The organism is Halomonas sp. SL18_1 (assembly GCF_055755715.1).
In genome coordinates this window covers 1,484,767-1,504,676 of sequence record NZ_JBVTRK010000001.1, presented here as the reverse complement: position 1 = coordinate 1,504,676, position 19,910 = coordinate 1,484,767, and the positions used below count along the sequence as shown (strand labels likewise).

Annotated in this window: 28 protein-coding genes and 1 pseudogene; 18 read left to right on the top strand and 11 right to left on the bottom strand. The window is 66.9% G+C overall.

Features of this window, described 5'->3' with window-relative positions; translation table 11 throughout:
* The first annotated feature begins 8 nt into the window (after positions 1-8).
* Entirely contained in the window at positions 9-320 is a 312-nt protein-coding gene (locus ACSJDS_RS07645) for an NGG1p interacting factor NIF3 (protein ID WP_473032748.1), read from the top strand.
* A gap of 30 nt (positions 321-350) precedes the next feature.
* Here ACSJDS_RS07645 and ACSJDS_RS07640 read toward each other — a convergent pair whose 3' ends face one another.
* Complete coding sequence (locus ACSJDS_RS07640) at positions 351-908, bottom strand: NUDIX hydrolase (RefSeq protein ID WP_473032747.1); 558 nt, start codon at positions 906-908, stop codon at positions 351-353.
* A gap of 103 nt (positions 909-1,011) precedes the next feature.
* On the opposite strand from ACSJDS_RS07640, the gene ACSJDS_RS07635 reads away from it, so the two are divergent.
* Entirely contained in the window at positions 1,012-1,656 is a 645-nt protein-coding gene (locus ACSJDS_RS07635) for a CoA pyrophosphatase (RefSeq protein ID WP_473032746.1), read from the top strand.
* A 125-nt stretch (positions 1,657-1,781) separates the two neighbouring features.
* Here the strand turns inward: ACSJDS_RS07635 and ACSJDS_RS07630 are convergent, their stop codons facing one another.
* The gene (locus ACSJDS_RS07630) at positions 1,782-2,294 is read right to left on the bottom strand and encodes a fasciclin domain-containing protein (protein ID WP_473032745.1); all 513 of its coding nucleotides are present in this window, start codon (positions 2,292-2,294) and stop codon (positions 1,782-1,784) included.
* Positions 2,295-2,540: 246 nt separating this feature from the next.
* Here ACSJDS_RS07630 and ACSJDS_RS07625 point away from each other — a divergent pair.
* The 7 genes and pseudogenes from ACSJDS_RS07625 (at position 2,541) to ACSJDS_RS07595 (ending at position 7,311) form a co-directional block, all read left to right on the top strand.
* Positions 2,541-3,205 (top strand): annotated as a pseudogene (locus ACSJDS_RS07625) (2OG-Fe(II) oxygenase).
* On the top strand, positions 3,205-4,185 hold the full coding sequence (locus ACSJDS_RS07620; RefSeq protein WP_473032743.1) for a PAS domain-containing protein: 981 nt from the start codon (positions 3,205-3,207) through the stop codon (positions 4,183-4,185). Before ACSJDS_RS07625 ends, ACSJDS_RS07620 begins: the two are co-directional and overlap by 1 nt.
* Positions 4,077-4,802 (top strand): sensor histidine kinase, encoded by a 726-nt coding sequence (locus tag ACSJDS_RS07615; protein ID WP_473034993.1) that lies wholly within the window; start codon positions 4,077-4,079, stop codon positions 4,800-4,802. Before ACSJDS_RS07620 ends, ACSJDS_RS07615 begins: the two co-directional genes overlap by 109 nt.
* Entirely contained in the window at positions 4,799-5,452 is a 654-nt protein-coding gene (locus tag ACSJDS_RS07610; protein WP_473032742.1) for a response regulator transcription factor, read from the top strand. The genes ACSJDS_RS07615 and ACSJDS_RS07610 overlap by 4 nt, the downstream gene beginning before the upstream one ends.
* A gap of 123 nt (positions 5,453-5,575) precedes the next feature.
* Positions 5,576-6,064 (top strand): FixH family protein, encoded by a 489-nt coding sequence (locus ACSJDS_RS07605; RefSeq protein WP_473032741.1) that lies wholly within the window; start codon positions 5,576-5,578, stop codon positions 6,062-6,064.
* 142 nt (positions 6,065-6,206) lie between these two features.
* Positions 6,207-6,542 carry a hypothetical protein gene (locus ACSJDS_RS07600; RefSeq protein ID WP_473032739.1) on the top strand — a complete coding sequence of 112 codons (336 nt, stop codon included), beginning with the start codon at positions 6,207-6,209 and terminating at the stop codon, positions 6,540-6,542.
* 64 nt (positions 6,543-6,606) lie between these two features.
* Positions 6,607-7,311: a c-type cytochrome gene (locus ACSJDS_RS07595; protein ID WP_473032738.1), complete on the top strand. Its 705-nt coding sequence runs from the start codon at positions 6,607-6,609 to the stop codon at positions 7,309-7,311.
* An 81-nt stretch (positions 7,312-7,392) separates the two neighbouring features.
* On the opposite strand, the gene ACSJDS_RS07590 is transcribed toward ACSJDS_RS07595, so the two are convergent.
* The 6 genes from ACSJDS_RS07590 to ACSJDS_RS07565 form a co-directional block, all read right to left on the bottom strand.
* Positions 7,393-7,839, bottom strand: coding sequence for a universal stress protein (locus ACSJDS_RS07590; protein ID WP_473032737.1), 447 nt, complete (start codon positions 7,837-7,839; stop codon positions 7,393-7,395).
* Between the two features lie 140 nt (positions 7,840-7,979).
* Positions 7,980-9,035 carry a L,D-transpeptidase family protein gene (locus ACSJDS_RS07585; protein WP_473032736.1) on the bottom strand — a complete coding sequence of 352 codons (1,056 nt, stop codon included), beginning with the start codon at positions 9,033-9,035 and terminating at the stop codon, positions 7,980-7,982.
* Positions 9,036-9,068: 33 nt separating this feature from the next.
* Entirely contained in the window at positions 9,069-9,893 is an 825-nt protein-coding gene (gene lgt, locus ACSJDS_RS07580; protein ID WP_473032734.1) for a prolipoprotein diacylglyceryl transferase, read from the bottom strand.
* A 136-nt stretch (positions 9,894-10,029) separates the two neighbouring features.
* Positions 10,030-10,359 (bottom strand): hypothetical protein, encoded by a 330-nt coding sequence (locus tag ACSJDS_RS07575; RefSeq protein WP_473032733.1) that lies wholly within the window; start codon positions 10,357-10,359, stop codon positions 10,030-10,032.
* A 132-nt stretch (positions 10,360-10,491) separates the two neighbouring features.
* A complete protein-coding gene (locus ACSJDS_RS07570) occupies positions 10,492-11,061 on the bottom strand; it encodes a carboxymuconolactone decarboxylase family protein (protein ID WP_473032732.1) in 570 nt (189 codons plus the stop codon).
* A gap of 283 nt (positions 11,062-11,344) precedes the next feature.
* On the bottom strand, positions 11,345-11,932 hold the full coding sequence (locus tag ACSJDS_RS07565; RefSeq protein WP_473032731.1) for a TetR/AcrR family transcriptional regulator: 588 nt from the start codon (positions 11,930-11,932) through the stop codon (positions 11,345-11,347).
* A gap of 225 nt (positions 11,933-12,157) precedes the next feature.
* Between ACSJDS_RS07565 and ACSJDS_RS07560 the strand changes: the two genes are divergently transcribed.
* The 9 genes from ACSJDS_RS07560 (at position 12,158) to ACSJDS_RS07520 (ending at position 17,338) form a co-directional block, all read left to right on the top strand.
* A complete protein-coding gene (locus ACSJDS_RS07560; RefSeq protein WP_473032730.1) occupies positions 12,158-12,568 on the top strand; it encodes a hypothetical protein in 411 nt (136 codons plus the stop codon).
* Between the two features lie 134 nt (positions 12,569-12,702).
* A complete protein-coding gene (locus ACSJDS_RS07555; RefSeq protein ID WP_473032729.1) occupies positions 12,703-13,371 on the top strand; it encodes a Spy/CpxP family protein refolding chaperone in 669 nt (222 codons plus the stop codon).
* A gap of 75 nt (positions 13,372-13,446) precedes the next feature.
* Positions 13,447-14,187, top strand: a complete 741-nt coding sequence (locus ACSJDS_RS07550) for a heavy-metal-associated domain-containing protein (protein WP_473032728.1) — start codon at positions 13,447-13,449, stop codon at positions 14,185-14,187.
* A 26-nt stretch (positions 14,188-14,213) separates the two neighbouring features.
* The gene (locus ACSJDS_RS07545) at positions 14,214-14,624 is read left to right on the top strand and encodes an HAD-IC family P-type ATPase (protein WP_473032727.1); all 411 of its coding nucleotides are present in this window, start codon (positions 14,214-14,216) and stop codon (positions 14,622-14,624) included.
* On the top strand, positions 14,621-15,988 hold the full coding sequence (locus tag ACSJDS_RS07540; protein ID WP_473032726.1) for a heavy metal translocating P-type ATPase: 1,368 nt from the start codon (positions 14,621-14,623) through the stop codon (positions 15,986-15,988). The genes ACSJDS_RS07545 and ACSJDS_RS07540 overlap by 4 nt, the downstream gene beginning before the upstream one ends.
* On the top strand, positions 15,985-16,257 hold the full coding sequence (locus tag ACSJDS_RS07535) for a hypothetical protein (protein ID WP_473032724.1): 273 nt from the start codon (positions 15,985-15,987) through the stop codon (positions 16,255-16,257). The genes ACSJDS_RS07540 and ACSJDS_RS07535 overlap by 4 nt, the downstream gene beginning before the upstream one ends.
* Before the next feature lie 83 nt (positions 16,258-16,340).
* Complete coding sequence (locus tag ACSJDS_RS07530) at positions 16,341-16,685, top strand: hypothetical protein (RefSeq protein ID WP_473032723.1); 345 nt, start codon at positions 16,341-16,343, stop codon at positions 16,683-16,685.
* Positions 16,686-16,763: 78 nt separating this feature from the next.
* A complete protein-coding gene (locus ACSJDS_RS07525) occupies positions 16,764-16,901 on the top strand; it encodes a hypothetical protein (protein WP_473032722.1) in 138 nt (45 codons plus the stop codon).
* Positions 16,898-17,338 (top strand): DUF411 domain-containing protein, encoded by a 441-nt coding sequence (locus tag ACSJDS_RS07520; protein ID WP_473032721.1) that lies wholly within the window; start codon positions 16,898-16,900, stop codon positions 17,336-17,338. The genes ACSJDS_RS07525 and ACSJDS_RS07520 overlap by 4 nt, the downstream gene beginning before the upstream one ends.
* Positions 17,339-17,406: 68 nt before the next feature.
* Here the strand turns inward: ACSJDS_RS07520 and ACSJDS_RS07515 are convergent, their stop codons facing one another.
* From ACSJDS_RS07515 to ACSJDS_RS07505, 3 genes are all read right to left on the bottom strand, one after another.
* Positions 17,407-18,555: a PHA/PHB synthase family protein gene (locus ACSJDS_RS07515; RefSeq protein WP_473032719.1), complete on the bottom strand. Its 1,149-nt coding sequence runs from the start codon at positions 18,553-18,555 to the stop codon at positions 17,407-17,409.
* Complete coding sequence (locus tag ACSJDS_RS07510) at positions 18,534-19,070, bottom strand: poly-beta-hydroxybutyrate polymerase N-terminal domain-containing protein (protein ID WP_473032718.1); 537 nt, start codon at positions 19,068-19,070, stop codon at positions 18,534-18,536. The genes ACSJDS_RS07515 and ACSJDS_RS07510 overlap by 22 nt, the downstream gene beginning before the upstream one ends.
* A gap of 295 nt (positions 19,071-19,365) precedes the next feature.
* Complete coding sequence (locus tag ACSJDS_RS07505) at positions 19,366-19,806, bottom strand: YtoQ family protein (protein ID WP_473032717.1); 441 nt, start codon at positions 19,804-19,806, stop codon at positions 19,366-19,368.
* Positions 19,807-19,910: the final 104 nt, after the last annotated feature.

Genomic DNA, 19,910 nt, shown 5'->3' with positions numbered 1-19,910 from the left:
GAACCGCGATGTACAAGCTAGCCTTCTATGTCCCCGTGACGGACGCCGAGGCCGTCAAGGAGGCGGTCTTCGCCAGCGGCGCCGGACGCATCGGCGACTACGAGGCGTGCTGCTTCCAGACGCCGGGCACCGGGCAGTTTCGTCCGCTGGCGGGAGCCAACCCCCATATCGGCAGCGTGGGCGACCTGGAGCACGTGGAAGAGCTCAAGGTGGAGCTGGTCTGCGCGGATTCGCTGATTCACGAGGCCCTGGCGGCGCTCAAGGCGGCCCATCCCTACGAGGAGCCGGCCTACGATGTCTGGCGGCTGGAAGACCTGTGAATGCGGTCGACACGCCAGCGATCATCGCGCTCAGGCACTGCCGAAGTAGCGCTCGCGATCCTCGGCGGTGATATCGCTGATATGCAGCGGGAAACGCGCCTCTCCGCGGTCGGCATAGAAGTGGCGTAGGGTGCGCTCGATGGTGGGAAAGGCGAGTTCGTCCCAGGGGATCTCATGCTCCTCGAACAGCGCCACCTCAAGGCTCTCCGAGCCGGCGGCGAAGCCTCCCGCCAGGTCGGCACGAAAGATCATGTAGACCTGGTTGATATGCGGCAGGTTGATCAGGGTGTAGAGCCCGTGGATATCCACCTCCGCACAGGCCTCCTCGCGGGTCTCCCGGGCAGCGGCCTCGACGGTGGTCTCGGCGTTCTCCATGAAGCCCGCCGGCAGGGTCCAGAACCCCTTGCGCGGGGCGATGGCCCTGCGGCACAGCAGCACCCGAGAGCCGCTCACCGGCAGGGTGCCGGCGACGATACGCGGATTCTGATAGTGGACGGTGCCGCACGCGTCGCACAGGTAGCGGGGCCGGTCATCCCCCTCGGGAATGGCGAAACGCACGATATGACCGCAGTGGCTGCAGAAGTTCATGGGGCTCCCTGGCAGGCTGGCGAGCGGTGCGACACCGCCGACTTCGGGCTTGACGCCGGCAACAGCGGCCGGGTAGAAGGAATCGAAACCCGATGGAAACCCCATGTTAGAGAAACTTCGCGAACGCCTGCAAGCGCACAGGCCGCAGCGGCTGGTCCTCGACCTGCCCCAGGCCGCGGTGCTGATGCCCATCGTCGATCGGCCGGAACCGACACTGCTGTTCACTCGCCGTGCCAGCCACCTGGCCACTCACGGCGGTCAGGTGGCCTTCCCCGGCGGCAAGCGCGAGGCCGGCGACCCCGATCTGCTGTTCACGGCCCTACGGGAATCCCGGGAAGAGATTGCGCTGCCACCGCAGCAAGTGGAGCTGCTTGGCCGCCTCTCCGACGTCATCTCGCTGCATGGGCTTCGCGTCACCCCCTACGTGGGCCTGATACCGCCGGACCTGCCGCTGGCACCGGACCTCGGTGAACTCGACACCATCTTCGAGGTACCGCTGACGCTGTTCCTGGAGGACCGACGCCATCATACCGACGTCATCCCGGTCGACGGTCGCCCCTACTACGTGCCCAGCTACCACACCGCCGGCCAGGTGATCTGGGGACTCTCCTCGATGATGCTGGTGGAACTGATGGCCGAAGGCTTCGGGCGCCCCGTGAGTCTGCACCGCGAGCCCCCAAGCGGTCGGCTGTGCTACTTTTCCGAACGCCAGCTGCGCGCCCGGGAGGCCCTGGCGCGCAGCTCTTGAACCGCTTCCCTCCCCCACCGCCCCCCTACCCGAGTGCAGCGTCCCAGCCGACGCAGGCGCACAACGAAAAGGCCGCCCCGAAGGGCGGCAAGGCAAGGGACGCGAGAGAAGGATAAACCACGGGGTCACTCAGGCAGCAGCACCGCGTCGATCACATGGATGACGCCATTGCTGGCCTCGATGTCGGCCTGGATGACGTTGGCCTCGTTGATCATCACGCTCCCGTCCATGGTGGTGATGGTGATTTCTTGCCCCTGGACGGTCTCGGCACTCTCGAGACCCATGGCGTCCTCCGCCATCACCTTGCCTGCCACCACGTGGTAGGTAAGGATCGCCTGCAGGGTCTCCTGATTCTCGGGCAGCAGCAGCTCGTCCAGGGTCCCCTCGGGCAGGGCGGCGAAGGCGTCATCGGTGGGGGCAAAGACGGTGATAGGCCCTTCGCCCTTCAGGGTATCGACCAGGCCCGCCGCCTCGACCGCGGCCACTAGCGTCTCGAACTGGCCGGCCGCCACGGCGGTATCGACGATGTCGGGATGGTCGTGGGCATCACCGTGACTCCCCGCCTGCACGGCGCCAGCCAACACCAAGCCGGCCACGCCGGCGCCCATCCAACGGGTTGCTGCCTTGAAATGTGTCATGATCTCACTCCTCGAGAGGTTGCCCAGTGGGCAGACAACAGCATTCGGTGCCGGCAGGAGCCCGACGTGGATTCCTATACACGGCAAACTATTTGTACGTGATTGGGAAAAGAAGTTCATCGCTGCTGCGATTATTTTCGGTTCATTTCACTTTGCCGGGACGACCGCAGCGTCGACGCCGCCCGCTTCGGGCTTGACGCCTTGAAGGGCGGCCCGGTAGAAGGAATCAAACCCGACGGAACCCCCATGCTAGAGAACTTTCGCGAACGCCCCGTGCTCGATATCCGGGCCCTCCCCCTGCTGGTCGATGCCCTGGTCGAGCAGGGCTGGTACCTGGGCCCCGGCATGCTCGACCCCGAGCTGTGTCACGACCTCTATGGCGAGCTCATGGCAATGGCCGAGCGCGACGCCCTGACGGCGGCCGGGATCGGCCGCGGCCGCGAGCACCACCTGCAGCGTGAGATCCGCGGCGACGCCATCCGCTGGCTCGACCGCGAGAGCCTCGCCCAGCGGCGCTACCTGGCTGGCATGGCCGAGCTGCAGCGCGAGCTCAACCAGGCGCTCTTCCTGGGGCTGTTCGAGTATGAGGCGCACTTCGCCCATTACCCGCCCGGCGCCGGCTACCAGCGCCACCTGGACAGCTTCCGCGGCCGCGCCAACCGGGTGGTCTCCACCGTGGGCTATCTCAATCCCGACTGGCCCGCCGACGCCGGCGGCGAGATGGTCATCTTCGATGCCCAGGCGCCCGAACGTGAGCTGGCCCGGGTGCGCCCCGAGGCGGGCACCTTCGCCTGCTTCCTCTCGGAGCGCGTCCCCATGCGGTGCTGCCCGCCCGCCGGCCGCGGGCCAGCATCGCCGGCTGGTTCCGGCGCAACGCCTCCCTGGGCGGCCGGGTGGACCCGGCGCGCTGATGGCTAACCAGGACGACAGCGAACGGCTGCGCCGGCGCCTGGCTGAGCTCGAGGCACAGCATACTGAGCTGGCCGCCCGCCACGCCAGGCTCGAGGCCGAGCACGCCGAGCTCGACGCCCAGCGACGCCACTACCGGTGGCTGGCCGAAAGCACCACCGACCTGATCTCGCGCCATGCCCGGGACGGCACTTTCCTCTATGCCTCCCAGGCGGCCCGCAGCCTGCTCGGCTATGCGCCCGAGGAGCTGATCGGCGTCTCCGCCTACGACCTCTTCCACCCCGCGGACCTGGCCGACCTGCTCAACAAGTCGCCGCGGGTCTACTACCACGACGGCTTCTACCAGCAAACCTATCGCTTTCGCGCCAAGGATGGGCACTACGTGTGGTTCGAGACCACCAGCCGTACCCGCCGCGACCCGGCCACCGGCGAGCTGCTCGACATCCTCTGCGTGTCCCGGGACGTGAGCCGGCGCATCCGCGCCGAGGCCAACCGCGAGCGCCTGGCCCGGGTGGTGGAATCCACCACCGACTATGTGCTGTTCGTCGACGGTGAGGAGCGGCTGTTCTACTGCAACGAGGCAGCCCGCCGGCTACTCACCCTGCCCCGGGAAGACCTCGACACGGCCCTGGCCAAGGCCTACACGCCGGCCTCGCTGGCGGTGCTGCGCGAGATCGTGCTACCCGCGGTGGCCCGCTACGGCTCCTGGAGCGGCGAACTGGAGATGCAGGGCACCCGGGGACGGTGCCGGTGCTCAGCGTGGTGTTGGCCCACCGCGGCCCCGGCGCCGAGCCCGACCATCTGTCGCTGCTCAACCGCGATATCGGCCTGCGCAAGGCCGCCGAGGCCCAGGCCCGCCGCCACCAGGAGCAGATCGCTCATGCCAATCGCCTGGCCACCACCGGCGAGCTGGCCTCCAACATCGCCCATGAGCTCAACCAGCCCCTGGGCGCCATCGGCAACTATGCCAGCGGCGCCCTGATGCAGCTGCGCGCCGACCCGGCGCGCCCTGCCAGCGACCTGGCGCTGCCGCTGACGCGGATCAATGAGCAGATCCAGCGCCTGGCCGAGCGGCTGCGCCATATCCGCACCTTCGTGCGCAAGGGCCAGACCCGGCCGCGCCCGGTGTCGCTGATCGATGTGGTCGATGCCGCCTGCCGGCTCTGCGAATGGCAGTACCAGCAGGCCGGCATCACCCTGGCGCATGCGCTGCCCGAAGCCCTGCCCCGGGTGCTCGCCGACCCGGTGGGACTGGAGCAGGTGCTGGTCAACCTGCTGCTCAACGCCTTGGAGGCCAGCCGCCACCACCCGGGTGCCGACCGGGTCGGGATCGACGCGCACCTCAGCGGCCCGCGGGAGGTGACCTTCCGGGTCCGTGATCGGGGCCCCGGCATCGAGGCGAACCGGACCGCCCATCTGTTCGAGCCCTTCCACTCCACCCGCGCCGAGGGGCTGGGCATGGGGCTGGCCATCAGCCACTCGCTGATGGAAGCCATGGGCGGAAACCTCCGACTTGTCAGCGGTTCCGGTGGCGCCACCTTTGCCGGTACACTGCAGGCCGAACCCAGCCGCCACGCACCGCCTCGGAGCCAGCCGTGACACAGCCCCCGGCCCTCTCGGACACCGACGCCCCCACCCCCCGTGTGGCGGTGGTCGACGACGATGCCGCCCTGCGCGACTCTCTGGCCTGGCTACTCGACTCCGTGGGCCTGGCCACCCGCGCCTTTCCCGACGGCGAGGCCTTCCTCGCCGCCGCCCCCGATGCCTTCGATGCGGTGCTGCTCGACGTGCGCATGCCGGGGCTCTCCGGTCTGCAGGTGCAGCAGCGGATGAACGAGCGCAACGATGACCTGCCGGTGATCTTCATGACCGGCCACGGCGACGTGCCCATGGCGGTGGCCGCCCTCAAGGCCGGCGCCTTCGACTTCATCGAAAAGCCGTTCAACCACCAGCAGCTGATCGACACCGTGCAGCAGGCGCTGGCCGAGCACCAGCGCGCCCGCGAGGCGCGAGCGCGACGCGAAGCGCTGCAGGCGCGCTACGCGGCCCTGCGCCCCAAGGAGCGCCAGATCCTGGTACATGTGGCCGAGGGCATGACCAGCCGCGAGATCGCCGAACGGCTAGGCATCAGCGCCAAGACCGTGGAGGTCTATCGCCTGCGGGCCATGAAGGCACTGGGCGCTAGCAGCCTCGCCGAGCTAGTGCGCCTCTGCGTGGCGCTGGAGCTGGTCGGTCCGCTGCCCGAGTGACTCGCGCCCACCCCGGGGCTTGACCGACATCATGATCCACGCCACTCCCGGCGCACGGGCAGGCGAGACCATGGCATCATCGGGCTGGATTGTCCCGCCCTTCTCACTTCGGAGTCTTCACCGATGACCGGAACCCGCGCCGCCCCCGACCCCGCCACCCGCTCGGCCCGACGTATCGCATTGGGCCTGGGCATCCCCATCCTGCTGATCCTGGCCGTGCTGATCGCCATGCCCTTCATGGCGGGCAACGAGACCCCCCTGCAGGTCGACGGTCAGGTACCGGCGGAGCCGGGCACGGAGCTGGGCGGCGTGCATTTTTCCGGCACCGTGCACCAGTGGGCCGTGTCGGGCAGCCTGGCGATCGATGCCGACCGGGAAGCCCGGCTCTCCTTCCGGCTGCGGGGCCCGGACGGCAGCCCTCCCCGGCAGACCATGCGAGTCCCCATTACCTTCACCATGCCCGGCCACGACATGGAGTTTGAGGTATCGGCCAGACAAACCGGCCCCGACAGTTTTTCCGTCACCTCGGCGCTACCCATGGCGGGGGAGTGGCAGATGCGCATCACCTTCGCCGATGTGGCAGGCGTGCTCCCTTTCCACGTCAGGGGATGACATCCGCGGCCTGTGTGCCTGACCGAGATCACACTTTCTCCCGCTCGGGCGGTGTCGGGCACTACGGTACCTTGCATCTGCCGCCCCGCGGAACGATGATCCTCACCAGACACTCTCTCTGCCGCCAAGGCCTCGACACCGCATGCACCGTATCCTTCTGCAACTGGTCAGCCTCTGCCTGATTCTCGCCCTGTCGGCGGGAACGGTCGCCCTGGCCGGCCTGGAAGCGAGCAGCGACGGCGCCCATGGCGGCCACGGGAGTCACAGCGTCTCTCATGACGTCGGCGAGCACACCGCACAGGGTGAGCCCGACGACTGCTGGACGCCCTGCCTGGGCGCCAGCCACTGCCTGGCCGGTGCCGCGAACCTCGACCGCGCCCTGCCGACCACGGCCGTCGACCGGCCGCCGCAGGCCTGGCCTGGCTCCCTACCGCCGACGCCCTACTACCTGCACGAGCGTCCTCCCAGAACCGCCTGATTACCGCTGACTACGCGGCGACCTTCAGCCATCGCCGAGTTTCGAATGTAATCAGGAGACGCTCATGTCCACGCAAGACCGTAAGCGGCCGCTTGGCCCGCTGGCGCTGCCAGCCTTCGCACCGGCAAGCCTGCGCTTTGCCACCCTTCTCGCTGGCAGCCTGACGCTGGCTGTCGCACTCGGCAGCGCCGGCTTCGCCACGGCCTCCCCGGATCACGACCACGGCCACGGCAGCCATGACCAGAGCGACCATGGCGATCATGGCCATGGCGATAACGGCGACCATAACGATCACGGCCATGGCGACCATGCCCATGGCGACGAGGAACATGCCCACGGCGGCGACGACCATGCCCACGGCGGCGACGACCATGCCCATAGCGATGACGACCACGCCCACGGAGACGGCGGTCACGGCTGGCAGGCGCCTGACGCCTGGGTCGAGCGCGAGAGCCCGCTGGAACCCGATGCCGAGACCCTGGCCTATGGCCAGCAGGTCTATCAGCGCTACTGCTCGGCATGCCACGGCCTAGCGGGCGGCGGCGATGGCCCCGCTGCCAGCGTTGCCGGTTTCAACCCCAGCCCGACCAACCTGGCCCTCCATGGCGCCGCCCATAGCGTCGGAGAGTATGCCTGGCTGATCAAGGAAGGGGGCCACGCCAGCGCCATGCCACGCTACGAGGACAAACTGGACGACGAGGCGGTCTGGTCCGTCGTGCTCTATATCCGCCATGAGCTGGCGGGCGACCATGGCGACCATCAACACTGATCCACGCTTCCCATAGACGGCAGGCCGGCGCCCGAAGGCGCCGGCCTGCCGCCATCGCCGCGTAGAGGCCGCCAGGCAGCCTCAGTGCACCGTAATGACCGTGCAGTCGGCGGTGTGACTGACCCGGTGGGACACGCTGCCGACCACCATGCCCTGCAGATCGCTCATTCCGCGACTGCCCATCACGATGGCCTCGACGCCCAGCGCCCTCGCCTCCTCGAGGATCGCCTCCGCCGGCCGACCTGTCACCACGATCTCCTTGACCTCCACGCCATCGAGGTTGATTGCCGAACGAGCCTTTTCGAGCACCGCCCTCGCCTGCGACTCACGCTCGCGGACCAGCCGTTGGATCACCTCTTCGCTTACCGGCAAGCCGCTGCCGCCGATCAGCAAGCCACCATCATCGAGGGGCCGCTGCACCTGAACCAGATACAGCGTAGCCGACGCCCCTGCCAAGTACAGGGCCACCCGCAAGGCCTTCTCGGCAAAGGAGGAACCATCTACCGGAACGAGTATCGACTGGTACATTTCGTATCCCCGTGCTGAACATCGCCGTGCTGAGCGCGGCATCGCGCGGTCCCAGCTCCTTCGCTTTCAGGCTAGTCGCAGCCAAGCCTTCTGCCCACTGCCCGCCATCGCCGGGAAGTGCCGATCAGGGCATGAGGGCCTCAGATGGCCAGCTCTTCGAGCAACCCCTCGCGCTCGACCGGCGCCTCGGGTTCAGGCTCGCGTTCCGGGGGTGACGCCAGGGCCACGACCTGGCCGGTGGGGTTATCCAGCAGGCCGCGCAGCTGCTCGTAGTCGAAGGCCATGCCGTTGGGGTTGCCCTGATTGAGCAACCCGAGGGTTTCGACCAGCGCCGACATGCCGTGTTCCTGCTCCTCGAGCGGCTCGAAGACCTGCACCAGCGGCTGCCCTTCGTCCCAGCCGACCTTGATCGGCTGGTCGATGATAGCGACCTGGGTGCCCACCGGCACGCTATGAAACACCGACTCGATGTCCTCGGGATACATGCGAATGCAGCCGCGGCTGGCGCGCATGCCGATCCCGTCGGGCTCGTTGGTGCCATGGATCAGATAGCCGGGAATATCCAGCAGGATGGCGTGGCGGCCCAGAGGGTTATCCGGCCCCGGCGGCACCACCGGCGGCGCCGGCTCGCCGCGCTCGGCGGCCTCTTCCCGCATGGAGCGCGGCGGATACCAGGCCGGGTCCTCGAGTCGCATGGTGGTCTTGGTGACCCCGAGTGGGGTATTGTAGCCCTCGCGACCGATGCCGATGGGGTAGGTCTCCACCCGCGGCATCTCGCCCTCACCGACGTCCGGGTAGTAGTCGAGGCGCAGCTCGGCAATATTGATCACGATGCCGGTGCGCTCGGCATCCGGCAGGATATAGCGCGCCGGTATCACCACCTCGGTCCCCTCGCCGGGCACCCAGACGCTGACATCGGGATTGGCGCTGCGGATCTCCTCGTAGCCCACGTTATGCTCCCGGGCGATATCGAGCAGGGTGTCCTCCTCGCTCGCCTCGACGCGATAGACCTCGCCGACCACATTGCCCTCCTCCGGTAGCGGAAAGTGGCCCTGGGGCCATTCCTCCTCGCTCCCCTCATCGGCCAGCAGGCCGGGAGGCAGCAGCGTCAGCCCCGCTAGCAGCAAGCCGGGTACTACATTGCCGAACAGTGCCGGCCGGGAGCGCCGGCCCCCTGGCTTAGTAGGGTTATCCATATCTCAAGACCTCTGTCGTCACCTTGGTGGTGATTAGCGTGAAACCGATGGGGTGGCGACGGCTTCATGGCCCGGGGGCACGTCCCGCGGCTGGCGGCGCGACCAGGCGATCAGCGAGGCCCCGGCGATCAGCATCGGCAGCGTCAGCAGCATGCCCATGGTGACCCAGCCGAAGGCAATGAACCCCAGGTGCTCGTCGGGCAGGCGCACGAACTCCACGGCGCCGCGGAACAGGCCATAGAGCAGCAGGAAGAGCCCGGAGATCAGGCCGCGGCGGCGTGGCTGCCCCGACAGCCACCACAGCACCAAGAACAGCACCACCCCCTCCAGGGCGAACTCGTAGAGCGCTGACGGATGACGCGGCTCCGGCCCCATATGGGGGAAGGGCATGGCCCAGGGCACCTCGCTGACCCGCCCCGGCAGCTCGTGGTTGATAAAGTTGCCGATACGTCCGGCGCCCAGGCCGATCGGCACCAGCGGCGCGATAAAGTCGGTCAGCTGGAAGAAGGCGAGCCGCTTCTTGCGGGCGAACAGCAGCGCAGCCACCAGTACCCCGATCAGGCCGCCATGAAAGCTCATGCCGCCATCCCAGAGCTGGAACAGCCACAGCGGGTTGGCCAGAAACGACTCGATGCCGTAGAACAGCACGTAGCCGAGCCGGCCGCCCAGCACCACCCCGATGGCGCCATAGAACAGCAGATCACCGATGTCGTCGTGACTCAGGCCGAGGCGATGAGCACGACGGCGCCCCAGCCACCAGGCGGCCACGAAGCCAACCACATACATCAGCCCATACCAGTGAATCTGCAGCGGTCCGATGGCTATCGCCACCGGGTCGATTTGCGGGTATTGCATCATCCTAATCCTTACCTTCCAGGTCGTCCGGCCGCCGGCCACCTCCTGCGAGCCATATCGCGACGTCGCAGGGGGAGTGGCTAGCGGTCGCATCACACGCGACGAATTTGCCGCGTTACGTTGGGGATATCGGCAAGAATCAGACGCGGGGAGGTCGCTCCAGGCGGTCAGGCAGTACCTGAGGCAGCGCGGTGACGGTGGCCAAGCCCCTGTGGCCGGCAGGCGGGTCTGCCGTCAATGTCAGCCACACGCCTCCCAGGGGTGGGCAAGGTGCCGGCAGGCAACTACCGAGATCCTGTCGCTCAGTGACATCGTCGATGATGTCGACTGCCACGCCAACGGCGATGTGGGACGGCTGGAGACGCTCACAGTCATGCACCGCTCCGCTGCCGCCTGCCAGGGCAGGCGGCAGACTCAGCAGCACACCGAGCAGCAGGCAAAGCAGCCAGTTAAGGGAGAGTCGGGTCATGGGCAGGGCGTCATCCGGTCGGCGTCAGGACGGCATCGGCCGTGGCCGAACAGTGTTTCACGACACGCACGGCCCCGCAAGCCGTCCTCGCGGAACGGCTGGCAGGGCCCGCAACAGCAGGCGCCGTCGCGTTCACCCCTGCCAGGCGTGGCCGGCGAAGGCCTCATCGAGTTCGGGATGGTTGAGATGATTGGCATAGTTGCTCAGGGTCTTCACCGCCAGGGCCAGCACGATCTGCAGGATGTGCGGCTCCTCGAAGCCGGCCTTCAGGAAGGCGTCGACATCGTCCCGCCCCGGCTTGCCGCGGGTCTCGAACATCACCCGGGTGAACTCACTGAGGGCGGCCAGCCGCTCGTCCGGAATCGGCTGGTCGTTGCGAATCGCCTCGAGCACCTCGGCCGGCACCTGGGACATTATTTCGCCCAGCATGCTATGGGCGGACATGCAGTAGCCGCAGCCGTTGAGCCGACTGATGGTCAGGAACACCACCTCCTGCTGGGGCGGCGTGAAGCCCGAGTCCTGGCGAAACAGCTCATAGCCATGCAGATAGGTATCGAGCACACCGGGCGCCTTGGCCATCCCCTGGTACATGTTGGGTACGAAACCCAGCTTCTCGTTGGCCTGCTCGAGCAGCGGTCGCGCCTTGGCATCGGCATTGTCGAGGGTCTGGGGCGCCAGCTGAATCTTGTAGTCGGCCGTCATGGGGCATACCTCCTGTGAGTCGTGAGACTCCTGGGTGGTGAAACGCCATATCCGGAATGAATGGTCCAAATATGGCAAAAATTGGTTCTTCGCAGACTGGCGTGAACTGGCTTTGTGGGAGGGACGGTTCGACGCCTCGACTTCAGCTCCGGTTCGACGCTTCGACGAAGTAGCGCGCAGCACTACCCAAGGGGCGCCTGCGGCGCCTTCGCCCGGCAGAGCCGGCCTCCCACCATAAAGCCTGCCAAACATGTTCACGCTAAAGTGCGAAGAGTCAAAAAAATCAGCGTAGCGTCGCCAGTACCAGCTCGGCGGCCTGCTCGGCCTCGGCGGCCGCGGTGCCCGCCTTGAGCAGGGCCCGCAGTCCGGCCATCCCCAGCGTCAAATAGAGCGCCAGGGCCTGGGCATCGCGATCGGCGGAAATCTCCCCCTCGGCCTGGCCACGCTCCACCGCCCGGCGAAACAGCGCGGTAATAGCTTCAACGCCCTGGGCGGCTTGCCGGGACGGCCGATCACCGCGCTGGCCCAGTTCGGTGGCGGAATTAAAGATCAGACAGCCAAGCGCCGCCCGCTCACTCTCGGCCTCCCGAGCGGTATCGCGAAAGAGCGCCTCGAAGAACGCCATCGCCGTTGGCGCATCATCGAGGCGGCGCTGCAGCCGTTCGACCAGGGCACGCCGATAGCGCTCGAGCGCCTCGAGAAACAGCTGCTCTTTGTTGCCGAAGGACTGGTACAGGCTGCTACGGGAAATCTGCATGGCCGCCAGCAGGTCACGGGTCGAGGCGGCTTCATAGCCGCGGGCCCAGAAGACCTGCATGGCGGCCATGACGGCCTGGTCGGGGCTAAAGGCGATAGGGCGTCCACGTGTCATGCCATCAATTTAGAACCAATCGTTCCATATTTCAAGCCCCATCCTCACGATGCCGCCCCGCTTTGGGACCCCCCTCCACATCCGGGTAAACCCGTCGCTCCGGGCAAAAAAACATACTTGCAGCACAAAGGTTTACATGATGTCTACCGTTTGACCTGCATCAATGGAAATGCCCCCAATCTGCACTATGGTGAAAGAGCCTTCACCGCTGCTGGAGCCAACTCCATGGTCAGCCACGACACCTCCCACGAGCACCGGCCGATGGATCTTACGGCTAGGCGGCGCTGTGGGTGGGTCGTAGTGCTGAGCCTGTTGCTAGTCGTGCTGCTTGTCAGTAGCGCCAGTGCCCAGCTCACCGACGCTGGGCCTACCGGCCATTCGCAGATCGACCTCCCCCTGAGCGCGGATGCCCTGGACGACACGCTCCCGCAATGCCAGCACGGCCATGGCGCCCTGGCAATGCACCACGCTATGCTGCGTGACGAGCGCCAGGAGCTCGACCCCAGCGTCCCGACGGCCTGCTTGACCTCCCACGCCACGCCACCGGCTGTGCCCGCCCGGATCGGCACGCCTCACGGCCTTCCCGACACCCCCCGCTGTCCCGTATATCTACTGACGCAGCGCCTGCGCCCCTGACATCGATCCACGCCACCCGCGACGCGAGCGATACCCAGGTGTCCACGCAACGCTTTTCCACGCACCAGATCGATTCGGCCCGGTGCCGAACTTCCCTCAAATCGCTGGGCTCCGTGCCCACAGGAGATACACGCATGAAACACGATAAGCACGCACTCGCTGCCATCCTGGCGCTGGCCCTCACTGCCGGTGGCACCGGCCTCGCCATGGCCCAGGGCAACATGATGGATGCTGATCAGCCAGACAGGAGCTCCGGCATGATGATGGGCGGCCAGGGCGGCATGGGCCCCGGCATGATGGGCGGCCAGGGCGGTATGGGCCCCGGCATGATGGGTGGCAAGGGCGGTATGGGCCCCGGCATGATGGGTGGCCAAGGCGGTATGGGCCCCGGCATGATGGGTGGCCAAGGCGGTATGGGCCCCGGCATGATGGGTGGCGGCATGATGCCCTGCCCGATGATGGGCGAGGGCATGGGCATGGGCATGATGCAGATGCTCGAGCCCGAGCAGCGCGGCGAGCTGCGTGAGCTGATGCGGGAGCATCGTCCCGCCCAGTTCGAGCGCAAGGGCCAGCTGATGAACCTGCGCGACGACCTGATGGCCGAGATGCATGGCGAGCGCCCCGACCCGGACGAAGTGCAGGCGCTTCACGGCCAGATGGCCGAGCTGCATGGCGAGATGATGGCCGAGATGGTGCGCATGCGGAATGCCATGCATGACCTGCTCACCGAAGAGCAGCGCCAGCGGCTTCAGGCGACACCGCCCAGCACCGTCGATCCCGACGACCACGATGCTCATCACTGATTGGGATGTCACTGAGTCGGCAGCCGGACGGCCAGGGTTGGCCGTCCAACCGGCAGCACCAGCAGGAGGCACTCCATGAGCAAGACCAACGCTAAAACGATCACTCTGACCGTTCCCGGCATGGGTAGCGACCACTGTGCCGGCATCGTGCGCCAGACGCTCGAGCGCCTCGATGGGGTGGACGCGATCCAGACCAATATCGCCAGCCACCGAGTCAGCGTCACCGCCGGTCAGGACGGCCCCGACGGCGATGCCCTGCGCCAGGCAGTGGAGGGCGCCGGCTATGACGTGGCCGCCGTCAGTGACGGTAGCGGCAAGCAGCAGGTGCGCCTGACGGTGCCCGGCATGGGCTCGGACCACTGTGCCGGCATCATCCGCAGCACCCTGGAGCGGCTGGCCGGCGTCGAATCGATCGACACCAATATCGCCAGCCACCGGGTATCGGTGACGGGCGAGCTCGATGGCGACGCATTGAAACGCGCCGTGGAGGGAGCCGGTTACGACGTGGCCGCCGTGCAGACCGACGAGGCGGAGGATGGCGACAGCGACGCCGAGATCGAGGAAGCCTACCTCGGACAGGCCCGCAAGCGGCTGATCATCGCCGCGATACCCACCACCCTGATCATGCTGCTGATGATGCCGCACATGTTCTGGCAGCCGATCCCGGGATATCTGGCGATCATCGCCGTGCTGGCCTTCCCGGTGGTGTTTCTCTTCGGCGGTATCGCCACTCACAAGTCGACCTGGCGGTCGCTGAAGAACGGCACCTTCAACATGGACGTGCTGATCTCCATGGGCAGCCTGCCCCCTACCTGATCGGCCTGATCGGTTTCGTCTACCCGATGACGTCATTCATCGAGATGGCCGCCACCATCATGACCTTCCACCTGCTCGGCCGCTATCTGGAGGCGCTGGCCAAGGGGCGCGCCTCTCAGGCCATCCGCCGCCTGATGACCCTGGGCGCCAAGACCGCCCGGGTGGAGCGCGACGGCGAAGAGGTCGAGGTACCGGTCAAGGCGCTGGCGGCCGGCGACATCATGATCGTGCGCCCCGGCGACAAGGTGCCCACCGACGGCGAGGTGATCGAGGGCGAGAGTCATCTCGATGAGTCCATTGCCACCGGGGAGTCGATCCCGGTCTACAAGAGCACCGGCGACAGCGTGATCGGGGCCACCATCAACAAGGAAGGCCGCCTGCGGGTCAAGGCGACCCGGGTCGGCGGCGACACCTTCTCTCTCAGGTGGTGCGTTTGATCGATCAGGCCCAGGGCTCCCGAGTGCCGATCCAGGAGTTCGCCGACCGCATGACCGGCCGCTTCGTACCCGCGGTACTGGCTATTGCCCTGGCCAGCCTGGTCGTCTGGGCGCTGTTGCCGGACGCCCTGCGCCCGATCCTCGACTGGGGGGCGACCTTCCTCCCCTGGGTGAATCCCGAGGCCGCCACCCCGGTGCTGGCCATACTGGCGGCCATCGCCGTGCTGGTCATCGCCTGCCCCTGCGCCCTAGGCCTAGCCACCCCCACGGCCCTGATGGTGGGCTCCGGCATCGGCGCCGAACGCGGCATCCTGATCCGCTCCGGCGAGGCGATCCAGACCTTCAAGGACGTCAAGGTCATGGTGCTCGACAAGACCGGCACCATCACTCAGGGCGAGCCGAAGCTGACCGACGTCGTCGCCGCCGAGGGTGTCGAGGAGACGCGCCTGCTGACCCTGGCGGCGAGCGTCGAGAATGCCTCGGAGCACCCCATCGCCCGGGCCATCGTCGAGGGTGCCAAGGAGCGCGATGTCAAACCCGGCGAGGTCAGCGAGTTCCGCTCTACCGGGGCGCGCGGCGTCTCCGGCAGAGTGGGCGAGGAGAAGGTGCTGATCGGCAACCGCCGCCTGCTGGAAGAGGAAGGGGTGACCGGCCTCGAGGCCCTGGATGACGCCATGGCCGAGCTCGAGGGCAAGGGCCGCACCGTGGTGATCGTCGCCGCCGATGGCCGTGCCCTGGGGCTGGTGGCCGTGGCCGACACCCTCAAGGAGGAATCAAAGGAGGCGATTCGCGGTATGCACGCGCTGGGCCTGCACGTGGTGATGATCACCGGCGACAACGAGCGGGCCGCCCGGGCCGTGGCCGCGGAGGTGGGGATCGACGAGGTCCAGGCCGGGGTGCTGCCGGAGGGCAAGGTGGATGCCATTCGCGCGCTGCAGGAGAAGCACGGCAACCACGTGGCCATGGTCGGCGACGGCATCAACGACGCCCCCGCCCTCACCCAGGCCAACGTCGGCATCGCCATCGGCGCCGGGGCCGACGTGGCCATCGAGGCCGCCGACGTGACCCTGGTGCGCGGTGAGCTGACCGCCGTGGTGGACGCCATGCACCTCAGCCGCGCCACCTTCGCCAAGATCGTCCAGAACCTGATCTGGGCCAGCGGCTACAACGTGGCCGCCATTCCCATCGCTGCCGCGGGCCTGCTGCACCCGATGATCGGGGTGATTGCCATGACCACCAGCTCGCTGTCGGTCATCGGCAACTCGCTGCTGCTCAAGCGGCGTTTTGCTCGAGTGCAACCCAGCCGGGAGTCATCCAGCCCGCAGCAATCGACTCAAGAGCAAGCCAAAGGAGACATCTCATGACACGACATCGCGCCCCGGAACACCACACGCTAGACACCGGCTCACGGCACCCTCCGGAAGCCGAGCGCCAGTCGCCGCCAGACAAGCACTCCGGGTCCCTGCACTATTGGCTGATGACCGCCTGCCTGGTGCTGATGGGCGGCGCCTTGCTGTTCGTCCTGTGGCGTGGCCAAACAACGGGCGGCCTGTTGCTGCTGCTGCCCATGCTGCTGTGCCTTGGCGCGCACTTCCTACTGCACCGTCACCATGGCCGCAACGGTGATGACTGAAGCAAGCGCAGAGTGTTGCGCTGGGTCAAGGCATTCCCGCTCACACCAAGGCAAGCTAGAAGCCTAACAGTGGAGACTTCGCCATGGGCTGGTTGGACCGGACATCGCTGACATATCGCCGAGGAGGACGCTGGCTCGCCGTCCTGCTGGCGGCACTGTTGGCAATGACCGCCCTGTCGAGCCATGGCGCCATGGAGAATCACCAGAGCGATTGTGGCGTCGCCGCACCGTGGATGCTGGATGACGGACAGGGTAGCGGGCCCGACGGTGCCGAGCATGACCACGGCGCCGCCTCCTGTGCCACCTGTTCCACTACCATGGGCCAGGCGCTACTGCCCCTGATGGGGCCGGAACGCCAGGCCAGCTCACTGGCCATGGCCCTGTCCCCGCAGATCCCACTGCCCCCCAAACGTCCTCCCAGAGCCTGATCGAACGCCCCTACCCCGGCCGCCTATGCTGATGCAAGGCGCCCCGGTGAATACCATTCGTTCATCAGGAGACCCACCATGTCCACCTGCTTCGCCCAAATGGGCCTGCTGGGCACGATCATGCCCATCGCCATGCTCACCCTGCTCGGCCTGGGTATCGCCGCCCTGCTGAAATACCTGCTCACATCCCGCACCACCTCGGAGGTCCGCTCATGAACCGTCTTCGCGCCACCCTGCTGTTCTCCGCCGCCCTGCTGCTGGGCACCGGCACCGCCCAGGCCGCCCTGCCCGACAAGGCGACCATGTTCAAGAATCCGCAATGCGGCTGCTGCGACGAGTACGCCCGCCAGTTGGAAGCCCTCGGCGTCGAGGTCAAGCTGGTCGACGATATCGAGGTGGGCAAGATCAAGCAGCGCGTCGGCCTGCCCTACGGACACGGCTCCTGCCATACGATTCAGATGGGCGGCTACGCCATCGAAGGGCACGTGCCCTTCGAGGCGGTGGAAAAACTCTTCGAGGAGCGCCCGGATACCCGCGGCATCGGCCTGGCCGGCATGCCCATCGGCACCCCCGGCATGCCGGGCCCCAAGCGCGAGGACTGGCACATCTTCCAGTTCCGCAACGGGGAAGCCGAACCCTTCATGACCCTGTAACTCGCCAGGCCCCCATGCCGCCAGGGCCGCATGGGGGCCCTGGCGCCGCTACGGCGGCGCCTTGTCGCTCAGGACATCAGCACATAGCGCCCGGGCGCCTCCTCCAGCGGCGGGTAGCGCTCGCTGCCCAGCGAGGGTGGGGGAACCTGGCCGCTGGAGTGGCTCACCAGCCACTGCTGCCAGGCTGGCCACCAGGAGCCTGACTGCTCCGGGGTGGTCTGCTGCCAGGTCTCCGGGTCGAGATAGCGCTCGCCCTGACGCTGGGTGCGCAGGCGGTAGCGTCGCCGCGGGTGATTGGGCTCGCTGACGATGCCGGCATTGTGGCCACCGCTGGTCAGTAGGAAGGTGACCTCGTCGGCGTCCGTGAGCAGATGCACCTTGTAGACCGACCGCCAGGGGGCCACGTGGTCGGAGACGGTACCCACAGCGAAGATGGGGGCGCGGATATCCTGTATGGCTATCGGTCGGTGATCGACCTGGTAACGACCGCTGGCCAGGTCGTTATCGAGAAACAGCTGGCGCAGATAGTCGCTGTGCATGCGATAGGGTAGCCGGGTGATGTCGGCATTCCAGGCCATCAGCGCGTTCATCGGCTGGCGCTGGCCCAGCAGGTAGTCGTGTACCACCCGCGACCAGATCAGGTCATTGGAGCGCAGGATCTGGAAGGCCCCGGCCATCTGGTAGCCGTCCAGATAGCCCTGGTCCCACATCATGTTTTCTAGGTAGGCGACCTGGCTTTCGCCGATGAACAGCATCAGCTCCCCGGCCTCAGTGAAGTCCACCTGGGTGGCCAGGGTGGTGAGGGTCGCCAGGCGATCGTCACCGTCGCGGGCCATGGCGGCAGCGGCAATGGAGAGCAGCGTGCCCCCCAGGCAGTAGCCGACGCCGTGGACACGGGACTGGCCGGTGATCTCGGTCGCCACGTCGAGGGCCGCCATGGGCCCCAGCCGACGGTAGTCGTCCATGGTCAGATCGCGGTCCTCCGAGCCCGGGTTGCGCCAGGAGATCATGAACACCGTGTGGCCCTGATCCACCAGGTACTCCACCAGCGACTTCCCCGGCGCCAGGTCGAGCACGTAGTACTTCATGATCCAGGCCGGCACGATCAGCACGGGCTCCGCCTGGACCTGCCCGGTCGTCGGCGCGTACTGGATCAGCTCCATGAGGTGGTTTCGGTACACCACCTTGCCGGGCGTCACCGCCAACTGCTCGCCCACTCGATAGGCCTCTGCCCCACCGGCGGCCTGCCCGAGACGGCTCGCTCCCAGTCTTCGAGGAAATTCTGCCAGCCATCGAACAGGTTGCGCCCGCCGGTGGCCAGGGTCGTATGAGCAATCTCGGGATTTAGCCAGGGGATGTTGGAGGGCGAGGCATGATCCAGGAGCTGGCGCGTCACGAAGTGGATCACCTGCTCCCGCGCCGGCGACACCCCCTCAACCCCGGTGGTGGCGTTGTGCCACCACTGCTGCGTCAGCAGGAAAGACTGATGAATCAGGTTGTAGGGCCACTGCTGCCAGGCAGCGTCGCGGAAGCGCCGATCCTGGGCCATGGGCTCAATGCAGGCCGGCGTCGCCGGGTCCATGGCCAGGCGCCCGGCATACTGCGTGAAACGGGTGGACTTGCGCAGAAACTTCTCGCCGAGCTCGAGCTGCTTGCCTGGCGAGAGCGCCAGGTGTGTCAGCCACTCGAAATAGACGCTGGCAAGCCCGGCGGGGGTAATGCCCGCCGTCATTCTGGCCAGATTGGCCTTGAAGGCGCGATCCAGCGCATGGGTGGCATAGTAGCCGGGATTGAGCCGCTCTTCGTCAGCCGGAAGCGGGGTGCAGGCCCGGGCCTCGGTCTCTGGGGAGGGGTGGGGGCTTGGGTCATGACGCTAGGCCTCCATGATGCAGGAGGGGCAACGGCACGTCGCCGCGCCCCTCATCCAGCCTAGCATATACTGCACTGCATCATACCGTTGCAGCATCGGGAAATCCCCTACCCACTAGGACCTCGCCATGCCCCCGCCTACCCCAGCATGGCCGTCATCACGCCTTGGTAACGTAGCGCAGGATCTCGACCACCTGCTCGGTGGTGGTGGCCCAGGCCATAGCGGCGGCATCGACCTCCTTGAGCGGGTGAACGATCTCCTCGGCGTGCAGGGTGACATAGGGCTTGCCTAGGGCCGCGCAGTAGCCCGCATCGAAGGCCGCGTTCCACTGCTTGTACTTGTCACCGAAGCGCACCACCACCAGGTCGCTCTGTTCGATCAGCGTCTTGGTGCGAATGGCATTGACCTTGGCCGACTGATGGTCGCGCCAGAAGGGGCTCGCCGTCTCACCCAGGTGATCGCCGGCGGCATCGCTGGCATCGTGGTCGGTCACCGGGGCGGTGAACACCACGTCCAGGCCAGCGGCCTCGGCACCTCGCTGGATCGCATCGCGCCAGTCGGTGTGGATCTCGCCGGAGAGATAGACGTAAAAGCTCATAGTGGACTCCCGATAGTACGAACAGGGCAAGGAGTCGACATGATAGCGCACAGATTTTCGTATACAAGGAATGCATACATGTCTGCCACCCAACGCCACTGCGT

Excerpts from the sequence above, each read along its gene's own strand:
- ACSJDS_RS07645 (WP_473032748.1), top strand. The coding sequence starts at position 9 with ATGTACAAGCTAGCCTTCTATGTCCCCGTGACGGACGCCGAGGCCGTC.
- ACSJDS_RS07640 (WP_473032747.1), bottom strand. The coding sequence starts at position 908 with ATGAACTTCTGCAGCCACTGCGGTCATATCGTGCGTTTCGCCATTCCC.
- ACSJDS_RS07635 (WP_473032746.1), top strand. The coding sequence starts at position 1,012 with ATGTTAGAGAAACTTCGCGAACGCCTGCAAGCGCACAGGCCGCAGCGG.
- ACSJDS_RS07630 (WP_473032745.1), bottom strand. The coding sequence starts at position 2,294 with ATGACACATTTCAAGGCAGCAACCCGTTGGATGGGCGCCGGCGTGGCC.
- ACSJDS_RS07620 (WP_473032743.1), top strand. The coding sequence starts at position 3,205 with ATGGCTAACCAGGACGACAGCGAACGGCTGCGCCGGCGCCTGGCTGAG.
- ACSJDS_RS07605 (WP_473032741.1), top strand. The coding sequence starts at position 5,576 with ATGACCGGAACCCGCGCCGCCCCCGACCCCGCCACCCGCTCGGCCCGA.
- ACSJDS_RS07600 (WP_473032739.1), top strand. The coding sequence starts at position 6,207 with ATGCACCGTATCCTTCTGCAACTGGTCAGCCTCTGCCTGATTCTCGCC.
- ACSJDS_RS07595 (WP_473032738.1), top strand. The coding sequence starts at position 6,607 with ATGTCCACGCAAGACCGTAAGCGGCCGCTTGGCCCGCTGGCGCTGCCA.
- ACSJDS_RS07590 (WP_473032737.1), bottom strand. The coding sequence starts at position 7,839 with ATGTACCAGTCGATACTCGTTCCGGTAGATGGTTCCTCCTTTGCCGAG.
- ACSJDS_RS07585 (WP_473032736.1), bottom strand. The coding sequence starts at position 9,035 with ATGGATAACCCTACTAAGCCAGGGGGCCGGCGCTCCCGGCCGGCACTG.
- lgt (WP_473032734.1), bottom strand. The coding sequence starts at position 9,893 with ATGATGCAATACCCGCAAATCGACCCGGTGGCGATAGCCATCGGACCG.
- ACSJDS_RS07575 (WP_473032733.1), bottom strand. The coding sequence starts at position 10,359 with ATGACCCGACTCTCCCTTAACTGGCTGCTTTGCCTGCTGCTCGGTGTG.
- ACSJDS_RS07570 (WP_473032732.1), bottom strand. The coding sequence starts at position 11,061 with ATGACGGCCGACTACAAGATTCAGCTGGCGCCCCAGACCCTCGACAAT.
- ACSJDS_RS07565 (WP_473032731.1), bottom strand. The coding sequence starts at position 11,932 with ATGACACGTGGACGCCCTATCGCCTTTAGCCCCGACCAGGCCGTCATG.
- ACSJDS_RS07560 (WP_473032730.1), top strand. The coding sequence starts at position 12,158 with ATGGTCAGCCACGACACCTCCCACGAGCACCGGCCGATGGATCTTACG.
- ACSJDS_RS07555 (WP_473032729.1), top strand. The coding sequence starts at position 12,703 with ATGAAACACGATAAGCACGCACTCGCTGCCATCCTGGCGCTGGCCCTC.
- ACSJDS_RS07550 (WP_473032728.1), top strand. The coding sequence starts at position 13,447 with ATGAGCAAGACCAACGCTAAAACGATCACTCTGACCGTTCCCGGCATG.
- ACSJDS_RS07545 (WP_473032727.1), top strand. The coding sequence starts at position 14,214 with ATGACGTCATTCATCGAGATGGCCGCCACCATCATGACCTTCCACCTG.
- ACSJDS_RS07535 (WP_473032724.1), top strand. The coding sequence starts at position 15,985 with ATGACACGACATCGCGCCCCGGAACACCACACGCTAGACACCGGCTCA.
- ACSJDS_RS07530 (WP_473032723.1), top strand. The coding sequence starts at position 16,341 with ATGGGCTGGTTGGACCGGACATCGCTGACATATCGCCGAGGAGGACGC.
- ACSJDS_RS07525 (WP_473032722.1), top strand. The coding sequence starts at position 16,764 with ATGTCCACCTGCTTCGCCCAAATGGGCCTGCTGGGCACGATCATGCCC.
- ACSJDS_RS07520 (WP_473032721.1), top strand. The coding sequence starts at position 16,898 with ATGAACCGTCTTCGCGCCACCCTGCTGTTCTCCGCCGCCCTGCTGCTG.
- ACSJDS_RS07510 (WP_473032718.1), bottom strand. The coding sequence starts at position 19,070 with ATGACGGCGGGCATTACCCCCGCCGGGCTTGCCAGCGTCTATTTCGAG.
- ACSJDS_RS07505 (WP_473032717.1), bottom strand. The coding sequence starts at position 19,806 with ATGAGCTTTTACGTCTATCTCTCCGGCGAGATCCACACCGACTGGCGC.